Origin of the sequence: Nitratireductor alexandrii (genome assembly GCF_004000215.1) — a bacterium.
Taxonomy (GTDB): Bacteria; Pseudomonadota; Alphaproteobacteria; order Rhizobiales; family Rhizobiaceae; genus Mangrovimarina; species Mangrovimarina alexandrii.
Genome location: NZ_RBVY01000009.1, coordinates 23181 through 40771, shown reverse-complemented (window position 1 = coordinate 40771; position 17591 = coordinate 23181). Strand labels below are relative to the sequence as shown.

The following is a 17591-nucleotide window of genomic DNA, read 5'->3' as shown; positions in this document are numbered from 1 at the left end:
TCAGCGTCCCAGAGAGGCCGACCAGGTGGCGAGCTGATCGGCGTTGACCGGACCGGCGGTGTAGACCGCCCGGGATTTTTCGCGGAACTCGGCACGGGCCTCCGGCGTCAGGCGGGTGACGGCGATGCCGGCCTCCTCGAGCGCGTCGAGAATGCCGGAACGCTTTTCAAGCCATGCGCGATTGGCCTTGTCGGCCGCCTTGACGGCATCGTCGACCGTCTGGCGCTCTTCCTCGGACAGGCCCTGATACCAGTCCTCGGACGCGATCGCGAGGCGGACCGAGGGCGAAGTCCCGGCATCGGTGAAGTGCTTGATGAAGCCGGTATGGCCGAACAGAAGCGGCACGAAAGGCGGGTTGATATAGCCGTCGGCGACCCCCGTCTGGAGCGCGTTCGGCACTTCGGCCCAGCTCACGATGGTGCCGGTCGAACCCCAGGCCTCGAACAGCGAGATCTGGATCTCGTCGAGCGCGCGCATGCGCAGCCCGGCCATGTCGGCCACGCCGGCAACCGGCTTCTTGGTGTTGAAGATGCCGGCCGGGAGGCCGAGATGGGCGACGCCGAGCACCCGCACGCCCTTGGGCGTCGTGCCGGCATTGATCTTCTCGAGCATACCGCCCGCGTAAAGCGCCTCGTCGACCTCGCCGAGGTCGTCGAAGAAATAGGGCAGATAGACGCCGTAGATCAGCGTATCGAGCGTGCCGGCCGATTTCACGTCCGACATCGACACTTCAAGCAGGCCCTGGCTGACCTGATCGAGGCGCTCGGCCTCCTCGCCCAGCGCACCGCGCTGGAACTCCTCCGCCTCGATGCCGTTCTCGTTGAGATAGGTCGCGAAGGCATGCGCCCACACATAGGTGCCGGACTGCTCGAGGTCCGGCGGGCTGTCGAGCGCCACCTTGACCGTCTGCGCCCGCACCGGCGGCGCGAGGCCGACGGCGGCAGCGAGCGCGAGGCTTCCGATCCAAAGTCGAAGTTTCATGTTCTCCTCCCTTTCTGGCCGTTATTGTCGGTTCGGCCCTGTTGCGTCACAACCCCATGGCGCGGGGCAGGACAAGACTGATCTGCGGAAAGACGATGATGACGCCAAGCACCGCCATCTCCAGAACGACGAAAGGAATGACGGCGCGCGCGAGTTGCCAGTAGCCGACGCGGGTGACGGCCGAGACGATCAGCAGGCAACCGCCGAGGGGCGGCGAGACCAGCCCGATACACAGATTGAAGCAGATCACGATGCCGAGATGGACCGGGTCGGCGCCGCCGGCGAGCGCGACCGGGGCGAGCAGCGGCACCAGCAGCGCCAGCGCCACGGTGATGTCGAGCACCATGCCGGCAACGATGAAAATGATGTTCATGGCCAGCATGAAACCGATCGGTCCGAGGCCGAGATCTGCGACCAGCGCGGCGATCGCCTCGGGAATGCGCTCCAGCGCGGCCAGGTGGCCGAGGGCCGCGACGGCGCACAGGATGATGAAGATCGAACCGGTGAGCGTTGCCGTGCGCCGCAGCGCCTCCAGAAGCCCCTGGCGGGTGATGCCGGTGTAGAAGGTGCCGGCGGCAAGTGCGGCTACCACGGCAACGGCGGCGGCTTCCGTTGGCGTCATCCAGCCGAAAACGATGCCGCCGACAATGATCAGCGGCAGGCTGAGCGCCGGCAGGGCCCCGACCAGGGTCGGGCCGAAGGCGGGCGCCTCGCCGCACTCCAGGCGCGGATGGTCGTCGCGCCAGGCATACCAGGCATTGAGCGCGAACAAGGCCCCGGTCAAAAGCAGCCCCGGCAGAATGCCGGCCATGAACAGCGCCGCCACCGAGGTCTGCATCAGCGCGCCGTAAAAGATCAGGATGATGGAGGGCGGCACGATCGGCCCGATGATCGAGGAGGACGCGGTGATGGCGCCGGCATAGGTGGCCGAGTAGCCGCGCTCGCGCATCGCCGGCACCAGCGTGTTGGAGAGCGCGGCCGCGTCGGCGACCGCCGAACCGGAAATGCCGGCGAAAAACACGCTGGTCATGATGTTGACGTGGCCGAGCCCGCCACGCAGGCGCCCGACCAGCGCCATCGACAGGTCGATCAGGGCCCGGGTGACGCCGGCCCGGTTCATGATCTCGCCGGCGAGGATGAACAGCGGCATCGCCAAAAGCGCGAAGACGCTGATCTGGGAAAATACTTTTTGCGGCAGAATGGCGAGATAGCGCGCATTGTCCGTCACCAGGAAGGCAAGCACCGCCGAGGCGCCGATCACATAAGCGAGCGCCAGGCCCGACGCCAAAAGCCCCAGTGCGGCAAGCGGAACGAGCCAGATCATCGGCGGCACGCCGGGCGTTCGGGCGCCAGATCGCGCACATCGAGACCGTGCTCGACAATGTCGGCCGGCGGGTCGGCGCGCAGCACCAGCGCCGCCGCGCAACGCGCCAGCGCCGGCGCGGACTGGATGCCGTAGCCGCCCTGCCCGGCCAGCCAGAAGAAGCCGGGCACCGACGGGTCGTAACCGGCGACCGGCACCTTGTCGGCGACGAAACTGCGCAGCCCCGCCCATTTGTTGTCGATGCGCGCCACCTTGAGGTCGAAGGCCCGCTCGATGCGGTCGACACAGACCGCGATGTCGATCTCTTCCGGCTGGGCGTCGCAGGGCGGCGACGGCGTCTCGTCGGCCGGCGAAATCAGCAGGCGGCCGGAGTCGGGCTTCAAATAGAATTGCTCGTCGATGTCGACGACGGTCGGATAGCCGGATACCGAAACTCCTTCCGGAGCCGAAACGATCATCGCGGTCCGGCGCTTGGGCACCAGCCCGACTGGGGCCGCGCCGGCCAGGGCGGCGATTTCGTCCGCCCAGGCGCCGGCGGCGTTGACCACCGTGCCGGCGCGAATGGCACCGCGGCCGGTATCGATTCGCCAGCCCTGACCGTCATGCGCCAGCGCGTCGACGCCGCCGTCGGTCACAAGCCGACCGCCACGGGCACGAAAGCGGCGCAGATATCCCTGGTGCAGCGCATCAACGTCAATGTCGCGCGCGCCCGGCTCATGCACGGCGGCAACCGCATAGCCCGGGCGCAGAAGCGGCACCATCGCCGCGATCGCGGCGGCGTCGAGCCGGTCGACCGCGCTGCCCTGCGCCAATTCGGCCAGCATCGCCTCGACGGAACCGAGCTGGTCCTGGCGGGCGATCATGATAACGCCGCGCGGCGACAGCAACGGCCCGGCGGCGAAACCCTCCGGCGGCGCATCGAAGAATGGGGCCGAGGCGCGCGACAGGGCGCGGATCGGGGCGGGACCGTAAATGGTCGAAAACAACGCCGCCGAACGGCCGGTGGTGTGATAACCGGGCTGGGCCTCGCGCTCGAGCAAGGCCACGCGCGCGCTTGTCGCCAGTTCGGCGGCGACCGAGGCGCCGGCGATGCCCGCGCCGATCACGGCAATCTCGACGTCTTGCGGCAAACGGTCCGACACGCAAGCCTCCTCCCAAAAGCCCTGTCGCGGGCTATCGCCCGGCGCATGTCGAAACCGTAACAAGGAATTTCCGATAAGAAAATCGAAATTTTCCCATCGGAAAATATGTGGACGCGGCCTCCTCCCGCGCATAGAGTTCGCCGATGGACAAACCCACCGATCGACGCACCCCGAAACGGATGGAACCGGCCGACCGCCGTGTCAGAATGGGCGAGCGGCTGCGCGAAATCCGCCACGAGCGCGGCCTGACCCTCGCAGAGGTGGCGAAAAGCTCGCGGCTTGCCGTATCAACCGTGTCGAAGGTCGAGCGCGGCCTGATGGCGCTGACCTATGACCGTTTCAGCCAGCTCGCCGACGGTCTCGGCGTCGACGTGTCGGCGCTGTTTTCAGAACATGGCGAACGCTTCCGCCCGGGCGAGGTCGCGGTGTCGCGCATCGGCGAGTTCCGGCTGCATGAGACGGAAAACTATTCCTACGAGATGCTGTTTCCCGATCTGTGGCACAAGGGCATGACGCCGATGCTGGGTACCTTGCGGCCGCTGGAGACGATGCGCTTCGACCGCTTCATCAGCCATGCCGGCGAAGAATTCGCCTTCGTCATCGACGGCAGCGTGACTATTCATTTCCAGGACCTGGAGCCCGTCACGCTGGCCACGGGCGAGAGCGCCTATTTCGATTCGGGCCGCGGCCATCTCTATGCCGCAGCCGGGCCCGACGGCGCCCGCATGCTGGTGGTGTGCACACGTCCGTTCGAGCCGCAGGAGGCATCGTCGGCATAACAATGCCAGGGTCGATAGCCGGCTTATTTTTTCGCGCCGGCCGCCGCCTCGAATGCTTCGCGCAGCACGTCCCGGTCGCCGATATGGTTGGCCAGCAACAGGATCAGTCGCGCGTTGATGGCGTCGCTTTCAGCCTTGTCGCGCCCGTCATGCAGCGCCAGCAACTCGGCATAGAAGTCGTCCGGACCGGCAATGTTGGGCTGTGTAACGAGTTTCGCCATCGTCATGTCTCCCGCCCGACCGCGCGTTTGAGGGCGGCGCGCACGGCCTCTTCGTCAAAGGCCAGCCAGCGCGCGGCCACGTGCTGGTCGGGCCGCATCAGATAGACCGCGCCCGAAGTCGCGCCGAGATAACGCTCTGCGAGCGCGCCGGACGGGTCGTCGCTCGCCGACAGCGCGACCCGTGCGATCTCGACGCCGTCAACATCGAGCCGGTCGGGCGCGTCGCGATCGATCGTCAGAAGCTGGAAGCCGGCGCCGAGCCGGTCGAGCAGCCAGCCGCCCGCCACCGGCGCGTCGGCTGCCGGCGAGCCGGGCCGGGTACGCGCAGGCATGTCGCCGGCATCGGCTCCGTTGAGCGGCGACCCGTCATAGGTGCACGGCACCGACAGCCGGCCCGAATTGACCAGCGGCCGGGCGAACGCGAAGCTTTCCGACAGGTCGAGAACCGCGTCGCGAAACAGCCGGCTGGCCTCGGATTTCGGCGTGATGAAGTCGGTCGACCGGGTCGAGTTGCGGATATTCTCGTCGGCACCATGGAGGCGTTCGTCGTCATAGCTGTCGAGCAGGCTTTCGGGCGCCAGCCCGTCGAGCATCAGTTTCAGCTTCCAGACCAGATTGTCGGTATCCTGCAGGCCCGAATTGGCGCCGCGCGCGCCGAACGGCGAAACCTGATGGGCGGCGTCGCCGGCAAACACCACCCGCCCGTGCCGGAAGCGCTCCATGCGCCGGCACTGGAAGGTGTAGATCGAAACCCATTCCAGTTCGAAGCGTGCGTCCTCGCCGAGCATCGCCTTCAGCCGCGGAATGACGTTTTCCGGTTTCTTCTCGCGTTCCTTGTCGATATCCCAGCCCAGTTGCAGGTCGATCCGCCAGACCCCGTCCGGCTGCTTGTGCAGCAGCGCGGACTGGCCCTTGTTGAAGGGCGGGTCGAACCAGAACCAGCGCTCGGTGGGGAAATCGGCCTCCATGCGCACGTCGGCGATCAGGAAATTGTCCTCGAAGACGCGGCCGACGAAATCGAGCCCCATCATGGCGCGCACCGGCGAGCCGGCGCCATCGCAGGCGATCAGCCAGTCGGCGGCGAGCCGGTAGGGGCCCTCGGGGGTTTCCACGTCAATGCGCACCCCATCCGCGCTAGGTTCCACCGCCGTCACCCGGTTTCGACCCCGGATCTCGATCGGCCTGCCCTCGGCCTCGAGTTCGCGAACCCGGTCAACCAGATATTTTTCGAAATGATATTGCTGCAGGTTGATGAAGGCCGGCCGCTTGTGGCCCGCCTCCGGCAACAGGTTGAACCCGTAGACCCGACGCTCGCCGAAATAGACCTTGCCGAGGTTCCAGGTCACGCCCTTCTCGACCATCGGCGCCCCGCAACCGAGCCGGTCGAGGATTTCCAGCGGTCGCTTGGCAAAGCAGATCGCGCGCGAGCCGAACGAGACCTTGTCGTTGTCGTCGAGCACGACGACGGGCACGTCGTGCAGCGCCAGGTCGATCGCCGCAGCAAGCCCGACCGGCCCGGCACCGACCACGACGACCGGATGGCGCACGGGCCCGGCCGCGTCCTGATCGGGCGAGCGCCGATAGGGATAGAGCGGGGTTTCGAAGATGCGGTTCATGATGCTGGTCGTCCTCCCATCGACCCGACCCCGGCTCCTGCCTTACGCGCTATCCGTGATAGGGCGCGGCCGTGGGATGGCGGTCGTAATCGAGATAGAATTCGTCGAGCTGCGGCGGCGCGATCCCGGCATGCTGCACTTGCACATGCGCCTGGCCGCGATGGTGGATCTGGTGCTGGAAAAGATGCAGCAGCAGCGCGTCGACCCGTTCCGTCACCGCGCCGTCCGCGCGTTCGGTCTTGCGGGTCTCGGTGAGCGCGGCCGGGTCGAGCGCCCGGCAAAACTGCGCCAGACGCAGATCGGCGTCGGCCTGCAGGGCACCGAGCGCGGCCGGATCGTCGATCTCGGGCCGATCGTAGACCGCGCGCCCGGCGCCGCCACGCTCGAGCGCGTCGAGATAATAGAGATCGACCTCGTGGATATGGTTGAGCGTTGCGGCCAGCGACGGGAAAAATCCCGGACGCGCGGCGGTGAAGGCCGCGGCCGAGAGGCCGCGCAGCGCGCCGTATAGCCGCGCATTGGCCCAGGCATTGTTCAGCGCCATCAGGCGATAGGGCTGCATTGCGGCTCCTTCCTCGCGGGATTTCGCGTCGCTGTCGGCGTCGGCCGTCTTCATCCCTGCAGCCTTGCCCACATCTCGCGGTCGCGTTCGGCCGTCCAGATGCGCGGCGTGTCGATGCCGAGCGCCTCGTCATAGGCGCGCGCCACGTTGAACGGCAGGCAATGTTCGTAGATCGCGTAATCGGCGAATTTCGGGTCGCAGGCGGCGCGACAGGCGTCCCATGCCTGTTTCAAGGAGCCGCCGCCCTGGGCGATGCGCATGATCGGCCGAAAAGTCGAGGTCACGAAATCGGCGGTGTTGTCGAGCGCGGCGTTGACCATCTTCTCGCCGACTAGCGCGTCGCCGCGCCCTGGCGCAATCGCGTCGAGGCGATAGGCCCGGATCGCCTCCAGCGTCGCCGGCCAGTCGCCGAAATGGCCGTCGCCGCAATAGCAGGCTGAGTGGTACTCCACGATATCGCCGGTAAACATGACATTGGCGTCCGGCACGAACGCAACAATGTCGCCGGCGGTGTGGGCGCGGCCGAGGAAACGCAGATCGACCCGGCGCTTGCCAAGGAAGAAGGTCGCGCTCTTGGAGAAAGTCAGGCTCGGCCAGGTCAGACCCGGAATCGATTCATGACCCTCGAACAGGCGCGGGAAACGGCCGAACTCGGACTCCCAGTCCTCCTGGCCGCGTTCGGCCACCATCGCCCGCGCCGTGTCGGACATGATCGTCTCCGACGCGCCATAGGCCGAAGCGCCGAGCACGCGCACAGCGTGATAATGGGTCAGCACGACATATTTGATCGGCTTGTCGGTGACCGAGCGCACCTTCTCGATCACCTTGTTGGCGAGACGCGGCGTGGCCTGGGCGTCGACGATCATCACGCAATCGTCGCCGATGATGACGCCGGTATTGGGATCGCCCTCAGCGGTGAAAGCCCACAGATCGCGGCCGATCTCGGTGAAGGAGATCTTCTTTTCGGCCAGGTCGCCGGCGGAGGCGAAGGATTTGGTCATGGATGGGTGTCCCCGTCTGTCGGTTCAAGTTCGCCTGATTGCCGGCGCCGGAAGATCAGCTCCAGTCACCTTCCCTGGTGCCGTTGAAACGCTTTTTCAGGTCGCGCCAGCAATCGATATAGTTGTCCTGCAAGGTCTCGAGCTCGGCGGCGAAACGCGTCAGCATCTGCGGAAAGCGGGTCTCGAACATGAAGGCCATGGTGTCGTCGAGCTTCACCGGCTTCAAATCGGCGCGCGAGGCCTTTTCAAAACCGGTCGCGTCGGGGCCGTGGGCGAGCATCATGTTGTGCAGGCTCATGCCGCCGGGCACGAAGCCCTCTTCCTTGGCGTCGTACTGGCCCCGGATCAGGCCCATGAACTCGCTCATGATGTTGCGGTGATACCAGGGGGGACGGAACGTGTTTTCCGCCACCAGCCAGCGCGGCGGGAAGATGACGAAATCGATATTGGCCGTGCCCTCCTCGCCCGACGGCGCGGTCAGGACGGTGAAGATCGACGGGTCGGGATGGTCGAACAGGATCGCGCCGACCGGCGAAAAGGTCGACAGATCGTATTTGTAGGGCGCGTAGTTGCCGTGCCAGGCGACCACGTCGAGCGGCGAATGGCCGATCTCGGTGACATGGAAGCGGCCGCACCATTTGACGATCAGCCGGCACGGCATGTCCTTTTCCTCGAACCAGGCGACGGGCGTCTTGAAATCGCGCGGATTGGCCAGGCAATTGGCACCGATCGGCCCCCGGTCGGGCAGGGTGAACTTGGCGCCGTAATTCTCGCACAGATAGCCGCGCGCCGGACCGTCGATCAGCTCGACCTTGAACACCAGGCCGCGCGGCAGCACGCAGATTTCGCCGGGCGCGACCTCGATCACGCCCATTTCGGTGACGAAGCGCAGGCCGCCTTGTTGCGGCACGACAAGCAGTTCGCCGTCGGCGTTGAAGAGATGATCGTCGACCATGTCGACATTGGCGACATAGACATGCGCCGCCATGCCGACCTGCGTCAGCACATCGCCGGCCGTGGTCACGGTGCGGATGCCGGCGACGAAATCGGTCTCGACAGCAGGTATCGGCACCGGATCCCAGCGCAACTGTCCGAGCGCCAGTTGGTGATCGTCGACATTGGGCGCGCTTTTCCAGTGCGGTTGCGCGAAGGCTGAAAAGCGCGCTGTATGCCGGACGCTCGGCCGGATGCGGTAGAGCCAGGACCGTTCGTTGGTGCCGCGCGGCGCGGTGAAGGGCGAGCCCGAGAGCTGCTCGGCGTAAAGCCCGTAGGCGGGCCGTTGCGGCGAGTTCATGCCCTGCGGCAGCGCGCCGGGAAGCGATTCGGTCTCGAAATCGTTGCCGAAGCCCGGCATGTAGGAAAAGGCCAATCGCGCCTCCTTGCGGCGTTGCGGTCAAGTCGTTGCGTTTGTAACCACCGAAAATGTAACCATCAAACGCCGGTCGCGCCCGGACCGCAAGCCGTTTCAGGCGCCGAAGGCGGCCCGCAGCGCACGCCTGGCTCCCGCCATCGCCTTCCAGCGCCGGTGCGCGCCGGTCAGGCCGAGCAAGGCGCCGGCATCGTTGTAGATCGTGTAGACGGGGTCGCGATCCGGCCGGTGGCGCGCCAGGCTGGCGACCGGGTATCCGGCACGTTGCAGATAATAGGAGAGCCACAGATCGTCGACGAAGAAGGCGTCCTTGTCGTGGGCGATCCGGGCCCAGAAATCGACAATGCCGTCAAGCGCCTCCGCCGGCACAGCGATCCCGTCGACCCCCTGGCCGACGGTCACGCCGCGATAGCGGAACGTGAAGAAGGAATGGGCGCGGCGCGGATCGGCAGCGTGGGCGCGCGCGAATGTCGACAGCATGTAGTCGCGATAGGCGACGTCGTCGTCGACGATCACCATCAGCGTGTCCGGCGTGCGCGGCACGCGATCGAGCGCGCCGAGAAACTTGGTCGCCGGGCCATGGTCGCGTTCGCAGCGGACAAGTTGTATGCGCTCGTCGCCGTCGGCGAGCCAGGCCGGAACCATGTCCAGCCTGCCAAAACGGCGATAGGCGCGCGGCACATTGACGAAAATGCGCTCGGGGGGATGCGTCTGGGCCAAGAGAGAGGCAAGACAGCGGCCGAGCCCGTCGATGCGCGGCGGGATCGTCGTCAGGCTGACGAAAACGCGGATTTTCGCCGCGGCGTCCGGCGCGGCCAGTGGCGGCGCGACCGGGTCGATGCCGACAAGGCTGCCGAGGTCGGCGAGCGTGCTCGCCACCGTGCGACTGAACGGGTTGGGCGCCGCGTTCAAGACGCCGCCGGGATCGAACACGACCCCTGCCCGTCCGTGCCACGGCGCCAGCGCAGCAGCATGATCCTGCGCCGGTCGAGAATACGCTCGTCGATCAGTTCCAGCCCTTCGGGCCGGTTTTCCCAGGAGCGCCAGTAACGATCGCGCATGGCGACGACGCCGCAAGGCCTGCCGGCCACCGCATCCGCGAGCGCCCGTTCGCCCCAGATATTCGGCACGGCGCGTCCGGCATAATAGTCGAACATGCCTTCGCTGAAGGGCGGATCGTAATAATAGAGCGCGTAACCGGCCTCGGCGTGCCGGCCCATGATCTCGCCCTGCACGCGCGGCGACATGGTGTCGTTCAGCCCCCGGATCGTCAGCAGGTAGTAAGGCAAGAACACCAGCGCCAGCCCAAGCGCCAGACCGCCGACAAACACCAGCGGGCCGCGCCGACGCAACACGAACAATGGCGCCAGCGCCACCAGACCGGTGGCGAAGATCGCCCATTCGCCCCTGATCCGCTCAGGCCAGGGCAAGGCCTGCGGCAGAACCGGCAGGACGGCGACAAGCAGCGCCAGGAAAGCGAGCACGAGCGAAAACACGGCCACGCGCCGGGCGCGGGGAAGCCCGGCCAGAAACAAGGCGATCAGCATCGCCGTCTGCGGATAGAAGGTCAGCACCAGAAAGCGGACCTTGTAGTCGAAGGCCGATATGATCGCCAGGCTGCCGAGCGCCGTAATCCAGAGATAGGCGCGCCCCTTGTGCTCGCTACCCGTTTGATCCGGCCGCCAGAGCGCACGCCAGAACCCGCTTTCGCCCAGCCGGCGCCAGGGCAGGAAAAAAAGCAGCACGCTCCAGGGCAGCCAGAATTCAGGCAGCCGGCGCAGATAATAATAAAACGGCTCCGCCGCGATCCAGGTATCGAGCGCGCGCGCAAGCGTCTGCTCGACGAGAATGGCGTGCAGGAAGCCCAAACCTTCGACGGCGACGACACCGGCCAGATAGGTCGCCATCATGGCGGCGTAGACGGCTAGGCCCGCCCCGTAACCACGGTCGAGCAGCGCGGCGAGCCGGCGTTCGCGGGCGAGAAAGAGAACGAGGCCGGCCAGCGGCAGCAGGATCCCGATCGGTCCCTTCGTCAGCGTCGCCAGGCCGGCCATGGCGAAGGCGAGCATCGCCGCGCGCGGCGTGAGGTCCCGCGGTCCCGTCGCCGCGCGGTAGAAAAAGACATGGCTCAACAGGATGAAGGTGCAAAACAACAGGTCCATACGCGGGAAATGCGCACGCTCGATGAAAAAATGGTCCGTCAGGAGCACGAGCCCGGCCAGCAGCGGGATGCTGCGCGGCAGGCACAAGGCCCGCGCGGCGTAAACCGTCGAGGCGAGGAAAAAAAGCGCCGACAGCGCGGCGGCGAACTGGAACAGGGCCGGGTCGCGACTGTCGAACAGCCAGCTCAGCCCCGCCAGCATCCAGAAATAGAGCGGCGGCTTGTCTGGATAGGGGATCTGGCCGATGTGAAGCACCAGCCAGTGGCCGTTTTCCATCATCTGCATGAAGGCGGCGGCATGGCGTGGTTCGTCGGGAAACCAAACCTCTTTCGCCCACAGGGTGGGCAGGGTCTGGAGCGCGAGGATCGGCGTCAGCACCAGCATCGGCCGCTCGACGGCTCGCCTCATCACCTTGGCCAGCACGCACCCTCTCCCAGGGCCTCTCGACATCCGGTTTCGGACGCAGCGCCCGCGACGCGATTGCATCCGCCAGCCGGCGGGGCTATTGCGCCCCTGGCCCAACCATCGGCAAGCCATAGACGGGTTTTCGGCGCAAGGTCAATCGAGCCGCGCGTCGGCGCCGCGGCAACGCCCGGGCGAGGGCCTCGCCGATGCCTTGCGGCAGGGGGATGACAGTGACGCACAAGCGTATCCTGATCACGGGCGCGACCGGCTGTGTCGGACGGCGCATCGTGGCGCGCATCGCCGCGCAAACACCCCATGAGCAGGTGCTGGTGGTGCGCGATCCCACCCGGCTGGAGGCGTGGACGCGGGGTCACCCGCGCATCACACGTGTGACGGCCGACATGCGCGCGCTCGGCGACTTTCGCGCCGAGATCGGCGCGATCGACGCCGCGGTGCTCGCTGCCGCCGCCTGGGGCGGACCGGAAGCTTTTCAGCTCAATCTCGACGCCAATCGCACCGCTGCCGCCCTGGTCGCCGATGGCGGCCGCGTGATCTATTTTTCCAGCGCCAGCGTGCTTGCCCGCAACGGCGCCCTGCTTTCGGCCGCCGACGCGCTGGGCACCGACTATATCCGCTCCAAATTCCAGCTCGTCGGCGCCATGGAGGCCATGGCCGAGCGGTTCGACATGGTCGGCCTGTTTCCCACGCTGGTGATCGGCGGAAGCGGGCCGGAGACCCATTCGCATTTCGCCAGGCTCTTGATCCAGGCCGGCCGCTGGGCGGGTCTCGTGCGCCGGCTTTCGGCGGACGGCCGTTTTCATTTCATCCACGCGGAAGACATCGCCCGAATCGTCACGCATCTCGTCGACGCGCCGCCAGGCGAACGCGCCGGCACCGAGCGGCTGGTGCTCGGCAATCCGGCTATGAGCGTCGACGATTTCGTCGCGGCCTATTGCGCCCATATCGGCCGCCCGGTCGGGCGGCGCCTGCGGCTGCGCGACTGGATGGCCGAATCGGCGATCCGCATCTTCCGCATCCGGCTTTCGCCGTGGGACCGTTATTGCATGCAACACCGAGAACTCGACTACGAACACGCCGTCACGCCGGCCGATTTCGGCATCGATCCCTATTGTGCGAGCCTTTCCGACGCGCTCGAGAGCATCGGTATCGGCCGCCCAAAAAGCTGAGGCCGGCATCGTTTGCCGGTCAGAGCCGATAGGCGGCCCTGGCCAGATTGACGGCCAGATCCGCGGCAAGGTCGGCGGCCTCGTCCTCGCGCAACCGACCGGTCAGGACGAGCTCGGCCAGAAAGGCGCAGTCGACGCGGCGGGCGACGTCGTGACGCGCGGGTATGGAGGGAAAGGCACGGGTGTCGTCGTTGAAGCCGGCGGTGTTGTAGAAGCCTGCGGTTTCGATGGTCGCGCGGCGGTGGCGCAACATGCCTTCGGCACTGTCGTAAAACCACCATGGCGGGCCGAGCTTGAGGCACGGATAAGCGCCCGCGAGCGGGGCGAGTTCGCGCGCATAGGCGGTCTCGTCGAGGGTGAACACGATCACGGCCAGGCCGGGCTCGAACCCGACCGCGTCGAGCATCGGTTTCAGCGCGTCGACATAGGACGCGCGGGCCGGCATGTCGAAACCCTTGTCGCGGCCGAACAGCCGGTGGATCGACGGCGAATGGTTGCGATGCGCACCGGCATGGATCTGCATGACCATGCCGTCCTCGACACTCATGCGCGCCATTTCGGTCAGCATCTGCGCCCGGAACAGTTTTTTTTGGCCGGCATCGGCGCGACCGCCGGCCACCAGGTCGTAAAGCGCGGCGGCCTCGGCCGGCGACAGGTCGGCGGTATCGGCGCTGGGATGGCCATGGTCGGTGGCGGTGGCACCGGCGCCGCGAAAAAAGGCGCGGCGGCGGCGATGGGCCTCCAGATATCCGCTCCAGTTTTGCGTATCGGAGCCGGTAACGTCGCCGAACCGGCGCAGATTGGCGCAAAATCCCTCGAAATCGGGATCGGTGACCGAATCGGGCCGGTAGGTGGTGACGACACGCCCGCCCCACCCGGAGGCGGCGATCTCCTCGTGCCAGGCGAGATCGTCGAGCGCGCCCTCCGTCGTCGCCAGGACCTCGATGTTGAAGCGCTCGAAAAGCCGGCGCGGCCGGAACTCCGCCCCTGCCAGTTGCTCGGCGATGCGGTCGTAGTAGCAATCCGCGGTTTCGGGCCCGAGCGGCACGGTCATGGAAAACAGCGTCTCGAACGTATGGTCGAGCCAAAGCCGGGTCGGGGTGGCGCGAAACAGATGATAATGCTCGGCAAAAAGCCGCCACACGGCGCGGCGGTCGGTTTCGCGCCGTTCGCCCGACAGCCTGGCGACGCCGAGAGCGTCGAGGCGCACGCCCTGGCTGGTGAGCATGCGCAACACGTAGTGGTCCGGGATGACAAGCAGTTCGGCGGGATCGGCGAAGGGCTCGTCGCGCGCGAACCAGCGCGGGTCGGTATGGCCGTGCGGGCTGACGATCGGCAGGGCGCGAACGAGTTCGTAAAGCCGCCGCGCCAGCGCGCGGGCGCGCGGTTCGATCGGAAACAGACGATCTTCGTCCAGCAACGCACCCAAAATGTCTCTCCAGCACCGTTTCGCGCACAGCAAGCCTCGCACGGCGCGGACCTGTCAACTCGCCGGGCACGGCGGCGCCACAAAAGCCCGGCCAAACCGCGCGCCAGCCGTCGCTGCCGACGCCGACGGCGATAACGGTGGCAAGGGCAACGGAGATCATAGCGCCGCCGCGCTATCGGCTCCTGGAAGGAGAACTGCAACACACGGACCACATGCGGCCTGAACCGCCCGGCTTTGCCGGAGGCTTCAACTCCCCGGTGCGATGGAGCATCGTGAGCGGGACGACCGACACCTGTTCTCCCGAAATCCGCAAGCGCGCCCTTCGCAGGGTTTTGGACCATCAAGGACAGCAAGAGAGCCGCTGGTCGGCGATCACCATGGAGAACTTAGGGTCGAGCCGATCAGCAGGCATCTGCCGCTTGCCCCGTCCACCTGTTACGATCATCTGGCCGAGCGGGTCGATCCGGAACGGCTCTCGGACCGGGCCAGGCGTGATGGCGAACCGTGGCCCGAGATCGAGCGTGTTTTCGAGGCCCATTTCAAAACCTACGGCGAGCGCCAGGTCTGGCGCCAGATGCGCCGGGAGGGATTCAACGTGGCCCTCGAAAGCGTCCTTCGCGGCAAGAAAATCAAGACCATGCGTCCCGACAAGGCCGAGCCTGCCCGCTGGAGACGGTGAAGCGCCAGATCCGCGTGCCGGCCCCGAACATGCTGTGGGGGCGCGGTTTCATCTATGTCGCCATGCCGGTCGGCTTCGTCCATGTGGTGTTGGTCATCGACGTCTTCGCGCGCCGCCTTGCCGGATGGCGCGTCAACCGCACGGCCCATGCCGGATTCGTCCCGAATGCCCAGCAAGAGGCCGTTCCTCAACGACGGCCGCGAGCGGGATGGTGCATCGCTCTGATCGCGGGGCGCATGACCTGTCGATCAAATAGGCCGGGCGACTGGCCGAGGCCGGCATCGACCCGTCGGTCGGCTGCGTCGGCGATAGTTTTGACAAAGCGCTCGCCGAGACGATCAACGGCCTCTTCAAGCCAGAGCCCAGTCATCGCCTTGGATCATGGCACGGCTTCGACGCCGTGCGCTATGCCGCATCCCAATCGGTCGACTGGTTCGACCGCCGCGGCCTGCTGGACCCCATCGGCATCATCCCGCCAGCAGCGGCCGAAGCGAATTTCTACACAGTTCTGGAAACGTCCGGCATGGCCGCGTGGCTTACATCCATCGGCCTGCGGCAAGCCCGGGGCGGTTCAGACGGCTTCGGGCCCCACGCGTTCGGCAGCGACCGAGGACGGCCCGAAGAGGGTCGGCGGCGATTTCCTGATTGATGCACCGCCCGGCTTCGGTTAAGAAGCGACAATCGTCGCCGCGCTTCCAATCCCGCGTCGTCGACGACCGCCGGCCAACCGGCCTGCACCCGTAGCTCAGCTGGATAGAGCGCTGCCCTCCGAAGGCAGAGGTCACAGGTTCGAATCCTGTCGGGTGCGCCATCTCGCTTTTAGGGGGTGGAAAATCACCTAATATCCTGAATGGAACGGATAAATTAGGTGTTCGAAGTCCTTCGATCCGGCTGTATGCCAAAGGCTCCAGAAAAGCCAGTCTGAGGACGGTTTTCTTGCCGATTAGATCGGCGTTTTTCCAGATTTTCCATGGGCTTGAAAGAAAGTGGAGTGCGTGTTCGAACGACTCCTCCCAGGTCAGGCGCGGCTTGCCGTTCGTGGCGAGCTTTTCTTCGGCCAGAGCCTTTTCCCGCTCCAGCTTGCTGATGCGTTTTTCATAGGCTGCAACAACTGAGGCGTTGTCGGTCTCGACAATGCGGTCGAGCACGGCCTCGATCTTCTTTTCGACTTCCGCGACATTCGCCTTGAGATGCTTCGTCGCCTGCTTCGCCTGTGCAAGGCGCATGTCCCAGGCATCCTTGAACATGGCCTTTGCCAGCTTGAACAGGTTCTCGGACGGCTCCAGACGCTCCAGAAGGCCCTCGAAGGAGCTTTCCAGCTCTTCGCGCTTGATCGACTTGCGGTAGCTTTCGCAGCCCTTGGTCGGGCAGAGATAATACGGGTATTTCTGATTCTTGCCCTGCGACCAGCAAGCCGTCAGAGGCTTCTGGCAATCGTCGCAGAGGATGAAGCCGCGCAGCGGGAAGTCCGCGTTAATGTCCTTGCGCGCGGGAGCCTTGGCCGTGCCCTTGAGGCGCGTCTGTATCTTCTCGAAGGTCTCGAAGCTGATAAGCCCCTCATGCTTGCCCTTGCGCAGCGTGACGCCCCAGCCGGGGGATTCGATATACCCGGCATAGACGACGCGCGTCAGCACGTCGGTGATGCGCTGGTTGCGGATTTCGCCGTTCGGCAAATCTTTCGGGAAAGAAGGCTGGCGCTCCAGGAAGCGCTTCACTTCGACCTGCGTCTCAAAGCGCCCGGAAGCGTATCCTTCAAGCGCCTCTTGCAAGACGGAGGCATTCGGCTCATCGCGCACGAGGATTTTGCCGTGCCCGCTTTCGCGCTCATAGCGATAGCCGACCGGAGCCTGATGCACCCAATAGCCATTTTGCATGCGCGCCCGCATGCGGTTGACCGTCTGCTCGCCATTCTTCTGGCGCTGGTGCTGGGAAACAGAGGCGAGAAGGTTCTCGACGAGCTGAGAGTCGGAATCTTCACCGAATTCGATTGAGGGGCTGACAAGCACGCCACCGGCATCACCGATCTTCACGCGCAGCTCAAAATGCGCCATCAGCCCGCGCGCAAGGCGGCTGATGTCGTCGATAATGACCGCGTGCGGCTCCTTGCGGTGCTTGGAGAGGAAAGCCAGCATGGCCTGCATGCCGGGACGCGACGTCAGGCTTCCTGAGCTATCATCGCGGAAGACTTCGACGACTTCGTAATTCTTGTACTTGGCGAACTCGCGGCAGCGCGTTTCCTGGGAGCCAAGGCCGTCACCGCGCACAGTCTGCTTCGTGCTCGACACGCGGCAGTAGATGACGGCCTTGCTGATATCCCGGTCTTGTGTTTCGTGCATGTTCATATCTGCCTCCAGTCCGCCCTTCATGTTCAAGGGGCTGGAATCTAAGTGTTTTCAGGTTTCTCTAATGGCTTCGATTTTACCTGATCGAAGCCTTCTTTTACGCACGGACAGGACTCTTCCGAATCTTGTCCACATACTTCTTGCAGGGGATGAACGCCGAAGCCCAAATCTACAAAGGCAACCATGATAGACCAGATCGCCTGAAGGAACTCCTCTTTCTGTTCTTCGCTCAGGTTCGGATCGTCGAGATACGCCTGATACTTCTCCACATCCACAGTAACGATAGGCCGTGCTGACGCATCGAAACGACCGGAGAGATTGCGGTTACCGCCATTCGTGTTATCGCCCAACATATCGCACCCCTTTTATCATTTTACTACTAAATGTAGTAG

The 17591-nt window shown here is 65.5% G+C and carries 15 protein-coding genes, 1 tRNA gene and 1 pseudogene; 4 read left to right on the top strand and 13 right to left on the bottom strand.

The window, feature by feature from the left end; genetic code table 11:
* Genes EP380_RS18720 through EP380_RS18710 form a run of 3 tightly spaced genes read right to left on the bottom strand, consistent with a single transcriptional unit; the run spans nucleotide 1 to nucleotide 3447 of the window.
* On the bottom strand, nucleotides 1-981 hold the full coding sequence (locus EP380_RS18720; RefSeq protein ID WP_127599998.1) for a TRAP transporter substrate-binding protein: 981 nt from the start codon (nucleotides 979-981) through the stop codon (nucleotides 1-3).
* A 46-nt stretch (nucleotides 982-1027) separates the two neighbouring features.
* Nucleotides 1028-2305, bottom strand: a complete 1278-nt coding sequence (locus tag EP380_RS18715; RefSeq protein WP_127599996.1) for a TRAP transporter large permease — start codon at nucleotides 2303-2305, stop codon at nucleotides 1028-1030.
* Nucleotides 2302-3447, bottom strand: a complete 1146-nt coding sequence (locus tag EP380_RS18710) for an NAD(P)/FAD-dependent oxidoreductase (RefSeq protein ID WP_238719930.1) — start codon at nucleotides 3445-3447, stop codon at nucleotides 2302-2304. Before EP380_RS18710 ends, EP380_RS18715 begins: the two co-directional genes overlap by 4 nt.
* A 143-nt stretch (nucleotides 3448-3590) precedes the next feature.
* Between EP380_RS18710 and EP380_RS18705 the strand changes: the two genes are divergently transcribed.
* The gene (locus EP380_RS18705; protein ID WP_127599992.1) at nucleotides 3591-4226 is read left to right on the top strand and encodes a helix-turn-helix domain-containing protein; all 636 of its coding nucleotides are present in this window, start codon (nucleotides 3591-3593) and stop codon (nucleotides 4224-4226) included.
* A 23-nt stretch (nucleotides 4227-4249) separates the two neighbouring features.
* On the opposite strand, the gene EP380_RS18700 is transcribed toward EP380_RS18705, so the two are convergent.
* The 7 genes from EP380_RS18700 to EP380_RS18670 form a co-directional block, all read right to left on the bottom strand.
* Nucleotides 4250-4447: a DUF2783 domain-containing protein gene (locus tag EP380_RS18700; protein WP_127599990.1), complete on the bottom strand. Its 198-nt coding sequence runs from the start codon at nucleotides 4445-4447 to the stop codon at nucleotides 4250-4252.
* A 2-nt stretch (nucleotides 4448-4449) separates the two neighbouring features.
* On the bottom strand, nucleotides 4450-6063 hold the full coding sequence (locus tag EP380_RS18695) for an FAD-dependent oxidoreductase (RefSeq protein WP_127599988.1): 1614 nt from the start codon (nucleotides 6061-6063) through the stop codon (nucleotides 4450-4452).
* Between the two features lie 49 nt (nucleotides 6064-6112).
* A complete protein-coding gene (locus EP380_RS18690) occupies nucleotides 6113-6679 on the bottom strand; it encodes a DinB family protein (RefSeq protein WP_238719929.1) in 567 nt (188 codons plus the stop codon).
* Complete coding sequence (locus EP380_RS18685) at nucleotides 6676-7626, bottom strand: MBL fold metallo-hydrolase (RefSeq protein ID WP_127599986.1); 951 nt, start codon at nucleotides 7624-7626, stop codon at nucleotides 6676-6678. Before EP380_RS18685 ends, EP380_RS18690 begins: the two co-directional genes overlap by 4 nt.
* Nucleotides 7627-7681: 55 nt before the next feature.
* Entirely contained in the window at nucleotides 7682-8995 is a 1314-nt protein-coding gene (gene hmgA / locus EP380_RS18680; RefSeq protein ID WP_127599985.1) for a homogentisate 1,2-dioxygenase, read from the bottom strand.
* Nucleotides 8996-9091: 96 nt separating this feature from the next.
* On the bottom strand, nucleotides 9092-9928 hold the full coding sequence (locus EP380_RS23640) for a glycosyltransferase (RefSeq protein ID WP_164749919.1): 837 nt from the start codon (nucleotides 9926-9928) through the stop codon (nucleotides 9092-9094).
* Nucleotides 9904-11580, bottom strand: a complete 1677-nt coding sequence (locus EP380_RS18670; RefSeq protein ID WP_164749918.1) for an ArnT family glycosyltransferase — start codon at nucleotides 11578-11580, stop codon at nucleotides 9904-9906. The genes EP380_RS23640 and EP380_RS18670 overlap by 25 nt, the downstream gene beginning before the upstream one ends.
* A 206-nt stretch (nucleotides 11581-11786) precedes the next feature.
* On the opposite strand from EP380_RS18670, the gene EP380_RS18665 reads away from it, so the two are divergent.
* Nucleotides 11787-12749: an NAD-dependent epimerase/dehydratase family protein gene (locus EP380_RS18665; RefSeq protein WP_158264413.1), complete on the top strand. Its 963-nt coding sequence runs from the start codon at nucleotides 11787-11789 to the stop codon at nucleotides 12747-12749.
* Nucleotides 12750-12768: 19 nt separating this feature from the next.
* Here the strand turns inward: EP380_RS18665 and uxaC are convergent, their stop codons facing one another.
* Entirely contained in the window at nucleotides 12769-14178 is a 1410-nt protein-coding gene (gene uxaC, locus EP380_RS18660) for a glucuronate isomerase (protein WP_106572677.1), read from the bottom strand.
* A 262-nt stretch (nucleotides 14179-14440) separates the two neighbouring features.
* Here uxaC and EP380_RS24040 point away from each other — a divergent pair, with 262 nt between their 5' ends.
* A complete protein-coding gene (locus EP380_RS24040) occupies nucleotides 14441-14857 on the top strand; it encodes a hypothetical protein (RefSeq protein ID WP_420845876.1) in 417 nt (138 codons plus the stop codon).
* Between the two features lie 734 nt (nucleotides 14858-15591).
* Nucleotides 15592-15668, top strand: a tRNA-Arg gene (locus EP380_RS18650).
* Between the two features lie 553 nt (nucleotides 15669-16221).
* Here the strand turns inward: EP380_RS18650 and EP380_RS24035 are convergent.
* A pseudogene (locus tag EP380_RS24035) lies at nucleotides 16222-17193 on the bottom strand (recombinase family protein); the annotation flags it as partial.
* Between the two features lie 47 nt (nucleotides 17194-17240).
* Entirely contained in the window at nucleotides 17241-17552 is a 312-nt protein-coding gene (locus EP380_RS18640; protein ID WP_127599979.1) for a hypothetical protein, read from the bottom strand.
* Nucleotides 17553-17591 lie beyond the last annotated feature (39 nt).

Excerpts from the sequence above, each read along its gene's own strand:
- EP380_RS18715 (WP_127599996.1), bottom strand. The coding sequence starts at position 2,305 with ATGATCTGGCTCGTTCCGCTTGCCGCACTGGGGCTTTTGGCGTCGGGC.
- EP380_RS18685 (WP_127599986.1), bottom strand. The coding sequence starts at position 7,626 with ATGACCAAATCCTTCGCCTCCGCCGGCGACCTGGCCGAAAAGAAGATC.
- EP380_RS18700 (WP_127599990.1), bottom strand. The coding sequence starts at position 4,447 with ATGGCGAAACTCGTTACACAGCCCAACATTGCCGGTCCGGACGACTTC.
- EP380_RS18640 (WP_127599979.1), bottom strand. The coding sequence starts at position 17,552 with ATGTTGGGCGATAACACGAATGGCGGTAACCGCAATCTCTCCGGTCGT.
- EP380_RS24040 (WP_420845876.1), top strand. The coding sequence starts at position 14,441 with ATGGAGCATCGTGAGCGGGACGACCGACACCTGTTCTCCCGAAATCCG.
- EP380_RS18695 (WP_127599988.1), bottom strand. The coding sequence starts at position 6,063 with ATGAACCGCATCTTCGAAACCCCGCTCTATCCCTATCGGCGCTCGCCC.
- EP380_RS18720 (WP_127599998.1), bottom strand. The coding sequence starts at position 981 with ATGAAACTTCGACTTTGGATCGGAAGCCTCGCGCTCGCTGCCGCCGTC.
- EP380_RS18690 (WP_238719929.1), bottom strand. The coding sequence starts at position 6,679 with ATGAAGACGGCCGACGCCGACAGCGACGCGAAATCCCGCGAGGAAGGA.
- EP380_RS18705 (WP_127599992.1), top strand. The coding sequence starts at position 3,591 with ATGGACAAACCCACCGATCGACGCACCCCGAAACGGATGGAACCGGCC.
- EP380_RS18665 (WP_158264413.1), top strand. The coding sequence starts at position 11,787 with ATGACAGTGACGCACAAGCGTATCCTGATCACGGGCGCGACCGGCTGT.